7 protein-coding genes are annotated in these 10,517 nt (G+C 54.8%); all 7 read left to right on the forward strand.

Going from position 1 to position 10,517, the window contains the following annotated elements:
* Positions 1-53: 53 nt before the first annotated feature.
* The 7 genes from ilvC (at position 54) to JW953_11740 (ending at position 10,407) form a co-directional block, all read left to right on the forward strand.
* A complete protein-coding gene (gene ilvC / locus JW953_11710; GenBank protein ID MBN1993357.1) occupies positions 54-1,151 on the forward strand; it encodes a ketol-acid reductoisomerase in 1,098 nt (365 codons plus the stop codon).
* Positions 1,152-1,616: 465 nt separating this feature from the next.
* The gene (ilvB, locus tag JW953_11715) at positions 1,617-3,332 is read left to right on the forward strand and encodes a biosynthetic-type acetolactate synthase large subunit (GenBank protein MBN1993358.1); all 1,716 of its coding nucleotides are present in this window, start codon (positions 1,617-1,619) and stop codon (positions 3,330-3,332) included.
* A 13-nt stretch (positions 3,333-3,345) separates the two neighbouring features.
* The gene (gene ilvN / locus JW953_11720; GenBank protein ID MBN1993359.1) at positions 3,346-3,870 is read left to right on the forward strand and encodes an acetolactate synthase small subunit; all 525 of its coding nucleotides are present in this window, start codon (positions 3,346-3,348) and stop codon (positions 3,868-3,870) included.
* 121 nt (positions 3,871-3,991) lie between these two features.
* Positions 3,992-5,467, forward strand: coding sequence for a ketol-acid reductoisomerase (locus tag JW953_11725; protein ID MBN1993360.1), 1,476 nt, complete (start codon positions 3,992-3,994; stop codon positions 5,465-5,467).
* A 238-nt stretch (positions 5,468-5,705) separates the two neighbouring features.
* On the forward strand, positions 5,706-7,388 hold the full coding sequence (locus tag JW953_11730; GenBank protein ID MBN1993361.1) for a 2-isopropylmalate synthase: 1,683 nt from the start codon (positions 5,706-5,708) through the stop codon (positions 7,386-7,388).
* 326 nt (positions 7,389-7,714) lie between these two features.
* Positions 7,715-9,532 carry an energy-coupling factor transporter ATPase gene (locus JW953_11735; GenBank protein ID MBN1993362.1) on the forward strand — a complete coding sequence of 606 codons (1,818 nt, stop codon included), beginning with the start codon at positions 7,715-7,717 and terminating at the stop codon, positions 9,530-9,532.
* On the forward strand, positions 9,529-10,407 hold the full coding sequence (locus JW953_11740; protein MBN1993363.1) for an energy-coupling factor transporter transmembrane protein EcfT: 879 nt from the start codon (positions 9,529-9,531) through the stop codon (positions 10,405-10,407). Before JW953_11735 ends, JW953_11740 begins: the two co-directional genes overlap by 4 nt.
* Positions 10,408-10,517: the final 110 nt, after the last annotated feature.

Below are 10,517 nucleotides of genomic sequence, written 5' to 3' on the forward strand. Positions count from 1 at the left end.
CGCACGTTTGTGCCCAACACTTAAAATTTATCAGAATATGGAGGATATATCTTATGGCAATTATTGATTTTGGCGGCGTGAAAGAAGAAGTTATTACCCGGGAAGAGTTTCCGGTGGAAAAAGCGCTGGAAGTGCTCAAAGACGAAACCATCGCCGTCATTGGCTATGGCGTACAAGGCCCGGCCCAGGCTTTAAATATGAAAGACAACGGTTGCAAGGTAATTGTGGGCCAGGCCAAACGCTTTGAAAAGGATTGGAATCGGGCAGTGGAAGACGGCTGGGTGCCGGGGGAAACCCTGTTTGAAATTGAAGAGGCAGCCCAAAAAGGCACTATTATCCAAATGCTCGTGTCCGACGCAGCGCAAAAAGCCATCTGGCCCACCATCAAAAAATGTCTCAAGCCGGGTGACGCCCTGTATTTCTCGCATGGATTCTCCATTGTTTATAAAGACCAGACCGGCGTTATTCCACCGGATAACGTTGACGTCATCCTGGTTGCGCCCAAGGGGTCAGGGACGTCGGTGCGGCGTAATTTTCTCTCCGGCGCGGGCATCAATTCCAGCTTTGCCGTGGCCCAGGATTACACGGGCCGGGCCAGAGAACGCTGTATTGCCATTGGCATTGCCATTGGCTCCGGCTATCTTTTCCCCACCACCTTCCAGGGCGAGGTTTACAGCGATCTGACCGGCGAGCGGGGCGTGCTGATGGGCGCCCTGGCCGGCATTATGGAAGCCCAATACGACGTGCTGCGCGAGAACGGCCACAGCCCCAGCGAAGCCTTTAACGAAACGGTTGAAGAACTCACCGAAAGTTTAATTAAACTGGTGGCGGAAAACGGTATGGATTGGATGTACGTCAACTGCTCGGCCACGGCCCAGCGCGGCGCGCTGGATTGGAAGCCAAAGTTCAAAGCGGCGGTGCTGCCTATGTTCAAAGAACTCTACCAACGGGTTGCTTCCGGCGTGGAAACCGAACGGGTACTGACGACTTGCGGCGCGCCCGATTACCAGGAACAGTTAGGCAAAGAGTTGGCCGAAATGGGCAGTTCAGAGATGTGGCAGGCGGGGGCGGCTACCCGCGCTTTGCGGCCCAAAGAAGCGGCTAAAGAGATTTCGGCGGCAACTAAAGGCGTAGGCGGGCGGAAATATTAAACCTTAACCTGTTGACGGTCCAGGCCAGCCTCTCCCGCCTCCCCCTGCCTGTTCAACCAAAATTGGCGAAAGAGGACGTACCGGCAGGAGTTTATTAAAATTTTGGCCTTAACCCGACAAATGGCTTGACATCTATCTTTACCTGTGTTAAGATACCGGCTATTACAGTAAGGTTTGTAATTTTTAGCAGCATCAATCAACGGCAGATAATCCAAATGATGAACTTGCTTGTGGTCGTAGTTGTTGTACTTAGCCTCCTCCTTGTACTTATTAACAAGGGGGCGTTTGCTGCTGGCACTACCTAACCGACCACAACCGGACATCAATTAACGCAAAAAAACGCCTCCTACCTCAAAGGAGGCGTTTTTTTTATTGACCGGGATTACCGGAGCAACGTTGCCGGCAATCCGGCCGGCCGGTCAAACATGTCTAATTATCAATAAATAAAATTATAGGAGAAAAAAAATGGGAGAAATCAAAACCGGCGCAGAAATTGTGTGGGAGTGTCTTATCCGCGAGGGAGTTAAGGTGGTATTTGGCTATCCCGGCGGAGCGACCCTGCCCCTTTACGATGCGCTCACCAAGTATCAAGACAAAATAAAACACGTGCTCACCCGCCACGAGCAAGGCGCCACCCACGCCGCCGACGGCTATGCCCGCGCCAGTGGCAAGGTGGGTGTGGCCATGGCCACCTCCGGCCCTGGCGCCACCAATATGGTTACCGGCATTGCCACGGCGATGATGGACTCCTCGCCCCTGGTGTGCATTACCGGCCAGGTAGGCACGGCGGCCATTGGCGGCGACGCCTTTCAGGAAACGGACGTGACCGGCGTCACCCTGCCCATCACCAAACACAACTATTTGATCGGCAGCATTGAGGAGCTGGCCGAAAGCATCCGCGAAGCCTTTTTCATTGCCCGCACCGGCCGGCCCGGCCCGGTGCTGATTGATATCCCCAAGGATATTCAAAACCAAACCATTGAGTTTGAATATCCCACCGAGCCAATTGACCTGCCGGGTTACCATCCCCCGGCCAAAGCGTCCGACGAAGCGGTGGCGGCGGCGCTGGAAATGATCAACAACGCTGAGCGGCCCGTGATCTTGGCCGGTCACGGGGTGATGATGTCGGGAGCGATGAAGGAACTGCGCGAACTGGCCGAAAAAGGCTCTATCCCGGTTACCGTGACCCTGTTGGGCATTGGCTGCATGCCCGATAGTCATCCTTTTAATATTGGTATGATGGGTCACCATGGCGAAGCCGCTCCCAACCAGGCCATCCAGGAAGCCGATCTGCTCATTGCCTGCGGCATGCGTTTTGACGACCGAGTGACCGGCAATCTTAAAACCTATTCCCCCAAATCCAAAAAAATTCACATTGATATTGACGCCTCTGAGATCAACAAAAACATCCGGGTTGACCTGGGTATTCACGCCGACCTGGGCGCGGTACTCCGGCAAATCAACCCCGGGGTCACCGCCCGCAATCGCGCCGAATGGTGGGGCAAAATCAAAGACTGGCAGGAAGATTCCAATGAACGAGATATTTTGCAGGCTCAAACCCCCGTCTTGATGGCCGCCCAGGCTATCCGCGCCATCTGGGAAGGCACCGGTGGCCAGGCGGTGGTCGTCTCCGACGTGGGCCAGCACCAAATGCTTACGGCCCAATACTATGACCACGAGGAGCCTTACACCCTGCTCACATCCGGCGGTCTGGGCACAATGGGCTTCAGTTTGCCCGCGGCCATTGGGGCCAGCTTTCACGTGAAAGACAAAGAGGTATGGGTGATTGTGGGCGACGGCTCCATTCAAATGACCATTACCGAATTGGCCACCGCCGTCCAGGAAAACGCCAACATCAAAATTGCCATCATGAATAACGGCTACCTGGGCATGGTGCGCCAGTGGCAGCAACTCTTCTACGAAGCCCGTTACACCGAAACGCCCATTTTTAGCCCCGATTACGTTAAATTGGCCGAGGCTTACGGCATGCCCGGCTATCGCATTGAAAAAAAGGAAGACATTATGCCCATTATGCGTCAAGCTCAAGCCCACCACGGCCCCGTACTGATAGAGTTTGTGGTAGAGCAGCACGATATGGTGTACCCCATGGTCCCTGCCGGAGCCGATTTGCACCAGATGCTCCGCCGGCCTCATCCCAGATTTGAAAACATGGAAATATAGGGAGGAATGAATCATGAAACAAACCTTAATTGCCCAAGTGGAAGACAAACCCGGCGTGTTGAATCGGGTGGCCAGCCTGTTTCGCCGCCGCAACTTTAACATCCAGAGCCTGGCCGTTGGCCACAGCGAAACGCCCGGCGTCAGCCGCATGACCATTGTCACCGACGAGGAGGAATTGTTGCGGCGCAACGTCATTCGGACCAACCTGCTCAAACTCATCAACGTGATTGATGTGCAAGACGTTACCGAGCAGCCGTGCGTCATCCGGGAGACTGCCCTGGTTAAGATCAAGGCCGGCGCCTCCCAACGCGGCCAGGTAATGGACGTGGCCGAAATGTATCGCGCCCGCATTGTGGACGTGGCCACCGAAACCCTGATTGTGGAAGTGACCGGCGAATCCAGTAAAATTGAATCGCTCATTGGCGTGCTGGAGCCGTTTGGCATTTTGGAAATCATGCGCACCGGCCAAATTGCCATGACCCGCGGTGTGGTGCTGCCGCGCAACGGCTCCGGTTCTACCGGCAACGGCAAGCATTAACCCATGATCGTAGGTTACGTTCAAGCCGGTTCCCAAACCGGATTTGGGAGCCAGCTTGAACAATGAGCTTTTTTGCCAACCAAACCTGCACCCATTTGTTTTCAACGGGGGAATAAATCTGATGAAACTTGATTTTCAAACCAATATTTTTAAGAAAGAAAAAATTATTTTAGGCGACACCAAAGAATACATCGTTCGCGGCGGGCGCCATCTTTTTCCATTGTTACCCCAAGCTTTTGCCGGGATCAAACAAATCGGCGTCATCGGCTGGTCATCGCAGGGACCGGCCCAGGCCCAAAATCTGCGTGACTCTCTGGCCGGCACGGACATCAAAGTCGTTGTCGGTCTCAGAGAAAATTCCAGGTCTATTGCGTCGGCAGAGACCGTAGGGTTTACCCGCGCTAACGGAACCTTGGGCGAGATGTACCGGGTTATCCGCGAGTCGGATTTGGTGCTGCTGCTCATTTCCGATGCGGCCCAGGCCCAAAATTACAAACAAATTTTTGAGGCCATCCGCCCCGGCGCCACCTTGGGCCTCTCGCACGGCTTTTTATTGGGCTATCTGCAAAGCATTGGCGAATATTTTCCCGCTAACATCAACGTGATCGGCGTTTGCCCCAAAGGAATGGGGCCGTCGGTGCGGCGGCTGTATGAGCAGGGCCAAAAAATCAACGGGGCGGGGATCAACGCCAGCTTTGCAGTTGAACAAGATATTAATGGCCAAGCCACCGACTACGCCCTGGGCTGGGCCATCGGCCTGGGCGCGCCCTTTGCCTTTATGACCACTCTGGAATCGGAATACAAGTCTGACATTTTTGGCGAAAGAGGCGTTCTGCTGGGCGCAGTCCACGGTATTGTGGAAAGTTTATACCACTGGTTTGTGCGGCATGGTTACAGTCAAGAAGCTGCCTTCATCAATTCGGTGGAGGGGATCACCGGGCCTATCAGCCGGATCATCTCCAAACAGGGTCTGCTGGGAGTGTACGAAGCTTTGAGCGAAAAAGATAAGCAGACATTCCGCCTGGCTTACTCCGCCGCTTATCATCCGGCCTTTGATATTCTGCTGGAAATTTACGACGAGGTGGCCTCGGGCGACGAAATTCACAGCGTGATTGCGGCTCACAACCGGTTTACCCGTTACCCCATGGGCAAAATTGACGGCACCGAAATGTGGCAGGTGGGTGAAAAAGTCCGCGCCAAACGCCACAACGATCAAATTCCGCTGCACCCGGTAACGGCCGGGGTTTACCTGGCGGCCATGATGGCCCAAATAGATTTACTCAAAGAAATAGGCCATCCCTACTCTGAAATCGCCAATGAGTCCATCATTGAAGCGGTAGACTCGTTGAACCCGTACATGGATTACAAAGGCGTGGCCTATATGGTGGACAACTGCTCCACTACGGCCCGCCTGGGCGCTCGCAAGTGGGCGCCACGTTTTGATTATATTTTCCGCCAGCAAACGTTTACGGCCCTGGACCGGGATGTTCAGGTGGACGAGGCCTTAATTGATAATTTTATGGATAACGACATTCACCAGGTTCTGGCGGTTTGCGCGGAATGGCGACCATCGGTTGATATTTCGGTAATGGGCTAATTTGTAAAAAAACAAAAACGAAAGGGGGTGATGGCGAGTGACAGATGACCTTAGCGACTTGTGTCGCCGTGTCCTTTATCATCGGAACCCTGGTTGTCAATATTTAAATTTAAAAAATCGTAATTTCAAGCAACTGGGATGGTTGGCTGGCAAAAGGCTATGAGGGTAAGCTAAAAACTCGTGGTCAGTTGCCAGCCACTCATCCCCTTAACCTCAAAACAAAAAGGAGAAACAAATCATGAGCACCGACGGAGATGTAGCGGTAGAGGTAGACGTACCCAAAGGAGCGCCTGCCAAAAAAGAGAAACTGGTTATCTTTGACACCACCCTGCGCGACGGCGAACAATCGCCCGGCGCAACGTTGAACATTGAAGAGAAGTTGGAAATTGCCCGGCAACTTTCCCGGCTGGGCGTAGACGTGTGCGAAGCCGGTTTTCCCATCGCCTCACCGGGCGACTTTGAAGCCGTCCGCCGTATTGCCCAAGAAGTTGGCCCGCTGACCGAAGGGCGTAAAAGCGGCCGGCCAATGATTATTGCCGGGCTGGCCCGGGCCAATGAGCTGGATATTGACCGGGCCTACGAGGCGGTTAAGGTTGCGCCGCGCCACCGCATTCACACCTTTCTAGCCACCAGCGACATTCACCTGAAACACAAATTAAAAATCGATCGCGAAGGCTGCGTTGATCAGGTCATCAAGGCCGTCAGCTACGCCAAGAGCAAATGCGACGACGTGGAGTTTTCGCCGGAAGACGCCGGGCGCAGCGACCCGGAATTTTTGACCGTGGTGCTGGCCGAAGCCATCAAGGCCGGGGCCACCACGCTCAACATTCCCGATACCGTGGGTTACACCACCCCCGAAGAATTCGGCTGGCTGATAAAGTATCTCATTGAAAATACGCCGGGCGCGGAGAAAGTGATCTGGTCTACTCACTGCCACAACGACCTGGGCCTGGCCACGGCCAATACCCTGGCCGGGGTACAAAACGGCGCGCGACAGGTTGAGGTCACCATTAACGGCATTGGCGAACGCGCCGGTAACACCAGTTTGGAAGAAATTGTGATGACTGTGCATACCCGGCCGCAAAACTTTTCGGTGGAGAGCAACATTGATACCACCCAAATCATGCGTACCAGCCGCATGGTCAGCGCCTACACCGGCATCCCGGTGCAGCCCAATAAAGCCGTTGTGGGCAGCAACGCTTTTGCCCACGAGGCCGGGATTCACCAGGATGGAATGTTAAAACATCACACCACTTATGAAATCATGCGGCCGGAAACCATTGGCCTGACCGAGAGCGCGCTGGTGTTGGGCAAACACTCCGGGCGACACGCCTTCCGCCGGCACCTGGAAGCGATGGGCCACGACGACCTGAGCAAAGAGGAACTCAACCAGGCCTTTGACCGCTTTAAGCGCGTGGCCGACAAAAAGAAAGTGGTCTCCGACGCCGACATTGAGGCCATCATCACCGACGAATTTTATCAACCCAAAGAAATCTGGAAACTTAACAGCGTGGCGGTCTCCTGCGGCGATAAGGTGAAAGCTACGGCCACCGTCAGCCTGACCGACCCCAATGGCGACGAAATCACCGATGCCGCCATCGGCACCGGGCCGGTGGATGCGGTGTACAAGGCCATCAATCGCATTGTGAATGTGCCCAATACTCTCACCGAGTTCATCGTCCAGGCCGTGACCGAAGGCATTGACGCGCTGGGCGAGGTCACCATCCGCATCCAACCGGAAAACGGCGAAGATTACGAAACCAACTTGCAAACCGGCCAGCAGGTGATGCGCACCTACAGCGGCCACGGCGCCAGCACCGACATTATTGTGGCCAGCGCCCGCGCCTATATGAGCGCGCTCAACAAAATGCTAACCGAGCGCCAAGAACAGGCGGCCACCGTGCATCAAAAATCGGCTTAGGACCGAGTTTTTTTTGTGCTCAAATTGGTTTGCACCCAAACTTAGTTTGGGCACAAGAAATGTTTTTTTCCTTATTTCAATAAACGTGCTATAATTCTCCAGCCAACGGTTTTTGTTGGCCGTCATTGACTGGCATCAGACCAGCAGTGAACCAAAAATCACAAACATACCTCACCATAACGGTGCGAAGTCGCTTGGACCCAAGCCGGGCCGAGACGGCGCTCAGAGCATCACCAGAATTCATTTCCGCTATGCCCATGAGCCTCGCGGCTTCCGCTGCGAGGCTTTTTGTTTGCCTTACGGCTTGAGGGCGAATAGTCGAGAAAATGGCTTTGAGTCCAATCATTCACCTCAAAAACGTGCATTATACATATCAGCCAGACAGCGGCCAGGCGGTCAAAGCCCTGGCCGGAATTGACCTGGCCGTCCAAACCGGCGAATACCTGACCATCCTGGGTCATAACGGCTCCGGCAAATCCACGCTGGCCAAACACTTGAACGGCTTACTTCTGCCCACCGAGGGCGAGGTGTGGGTTAAAACGTGGAATACAAAAGAGCCCCGGCATCTCCGGGACATTCGCTCAACGGTGGGCATGGTGTTTCAAAATCCCGACAACCAGTTGGTGGCCACCATTGTGGAAGAGGATGTTGCCTTTGGGCCGGAAAATTTAGGGCTGGCTCACCCTGAGATTGTCAGACGGGTGGCCTGGTCGCTGGAACAGGTGAGCATGCAGGCTTTCCGCCGCCGGTCGCCGCATTTGCTGTCGAGCGGGCAGAAGCAGCGGATTTGCCTGGCCGGGATGTTGGCCATGCAGCCGGAAGTGCTGGTGCTGGACGAAGCCACCGCCATGTTGGATCCCCTGGGGCGGCGCGAAGTGTTGGAGATTGCCCACCGGCTCAACCGGGAACAGGGCGTAACCGTTATCGCCATCACCCATTTTATGGAAGAGGCGGTTGACGCAGACCGGGTAGTGGTGTTGGCCGGGGGTCGCATTGTTCTGCAAGGCCCGCCGTCTGCCGTATTTGGCCAGGCGGAACAGTTGCGCCAATGGCAAATGGACGTGCCGCCGATTACCCAACTGGCCCTGGCCCTGCGCCAACGTTTAGCCGACTTCCCCCAAGATATTTTGCAGGCGGACGCATTTGTGGCGGCAATACGGCAACGCCATCCCCGGCAAAATGGCCGACCCAAACCGGCGCAGACGCCTCAGGAGGTTTCATCCGCCGGGAATGTTTTTGACCCGCAACCGGCAGCGGCCAACCAAAATGGCGTTACGGTTCCGCCGGAGATCGAACCCGTCATCCGGGCCAAAAACCTCTCGCATTACTACATGCGCGACACGCCTCTGCAAGTGCAAGCCGTAACAGAGGTCAACCTGGAAATTTACCGGGGGGAGATATTGGGTATTATCGGCCACACGGGGTCGGGCAAATCAACCATTATTCAGCACTTTAACGCGTTGCTGCGTCCCCACGCCGGGCAGGTGGTTATTTTTGGGCAAGACGCCAACGCCAAACAATTGGATGTCAAAAATATCCGGGCCAGGGTGGGCCTGGTTTTTCAACAGCCTGAAACGCAATTATTTGAGCATTACGTAGGGGACGATATTGCCTATGGGCCGCGCAACTTGAAACTGTCCAGAGAAGAGGTGCGGGCCAGGGTAAAACGGGCGATGGAATCGGTGGGGCTTGGTTTTGCCGAATTCAAAGACCGGTTAACCTTCAGCCTGAGCGGGGGCGAAATGCGCCGGGTAGCCCTGGCCGGGGTGCTGGCCCTGGAGCCGGAAGTACTGGTGCTGGACGAACCGACCGCCGGCCTTGACCCCCAAGGGCGTCAACAATTATTGGCCTATATTTTACAGCGCCAGCGAGAACAAAATCTAACACTGGTGTTGGTGTCGCATAATATGGAGGAACTGGCCCGCGTGTGTGATCGAATTTGCGTGGTCAGCAGCGGGCAAGTGGTGCTGACCGGCCCGCCGGCCGAGGTGTTTGGCCGGCCGCAAATACTCCGCGATTTTGGCCTGGATGCGCCCGCGGTAACCGACGCCGTGGCCCGGTTACGAGACGCAGGTCTCATTGAACAAACAGACACAGCTTTAACGGTAGAACAGGCCGTAGAGATTTTGGCAAACATTTTATGAGCAACTTTGAGCTTTTACGCAACGTGACCATTGGCCAGTACATCCCCACAAATTCGGGGGTGCATCAGCTCGACCCGCGCCTTAAAATAGTGGCCGCGCTGGCCCTGGTGCTGGCGGTTTCACTGGCGCAGGCGCTGGTCCCGCTGACCATCTTGCTGGCAGGCACACTGCTGATCGCTCGAATAGCGCGAGTGCCTCTCAATTATCTGCTGCGAGGCCTTGTGTTAGGGTTGCCAATTCTGGCCCTCATTTTTGTCACTCAACTTCTCTTTCAGGGTTGGAGCGAGCCGGCGGGACAGGTTTACCTGGAATGGGGCTGGCTGCGCCTGACCCATTTTAGCCTGCACCTGGTTCTCATTGGCCTGCTGCGCATTATTTGTTTTATCTTTATCACCAGTCTGCTGACCATGACCACCACCACCACCGAACTGACTCATGGGGTGGAGAAACTGCTCAACCCCTTCCGGCGTTTGGGCGTGCCCTCCCACGAGCTGGCCCTGATCAACATGATTGCCCTGCGTTTTGTGCCCACGTTTGCCGGGGAGATGGAGCAGGTAATGAAAGCTCAGGCCAGCCGGGGCGCCGATTTTGGCCAAACAAAAGTCTGGCGGCCCGATAAGGCGGCCCGGTTGTATTTGCCCTTGATTGTGCCGCTTTTCATCAATGCCTTTCGCCGGGCCGAGGAGTTGATTTGGGCCATGGAAGCGCGCTGTTATTTGGGCGGCGCAGGACGCACCAAGTTCATTATTCTCAAAAGCGGCAAACGGGATTACCTGGTTGGCCTGGCCGTATTAATCTTTTGTTTGATCATCATATTTATTCCCTGGCCGTCGGCGCGCGATATTTTGTTTCTGATGGGCGTGGGGAATGGATGATAAATTCAATTCAATTACCAAAATGGGGATGGTTCACAATTTAGTTGACACTTTTTTGAGCACGAAATAAAAATTGGTCGTTAAAATTTATCGGGTCCAGGCTATTTTCT

Source organism: Anaerolineae bacterium (assembly GCA_016931895.1).
Classification (GTDB): domain Bacteria; phylum Chloroflexota; class Anaerolineae; order 4572-78; family J111; genus JAFGNV01.

Bases quoted from the DNA above. Each gene is read 5' to 3' on its own strand.
- ilvB (MBN1993358.1), top strand. From the start codon at position 1,617: ATGGGAGAAATCAAAACCGGCGCAGAAATTGTGTGGGAGTGTCTTATC.
- JW953_11735 (MBN1993362.1), top strand. From the start codon at position 7,715: ATGGCTTTGAGTCCAATCATTCACCTCAAAAACGTGCATTATACATAT.
- JW953_11725 (MBN1993360.1), top strand. From the start codon at position 3,992: ATGAAACTTGATTTTCAAACCAATATTTTTAAGAAAGAAAAAATTATT.
- ilvC (MBN1993357.1), top strand. From the start codon at position 54: ATGGCAATTATTGATTTTGGCGGCGTGAAAGAAGAAGTTATTACCCGG.
- ilvN (MBN1993359.1), top strand. From the start codon at position 3,346: ATGAAACAAACCTTAATTGCCCAAGTGGAAGACAAACCCGGCGTGTTG.
- JW953_11730 (MBN1993361.1), top strand. From the start codon at position 5,706: ATGAGCACCGACGGAGATGTAGCGGTAGAGGTAGACGTACCCAAAGGA.
- JW953_11740 (MBN1993363.1), top strand. From the start codon at position 9,529: ATGAGCAACTTTGAGCTTTTACGCAACGTGACCATTGGCCAGTACATC.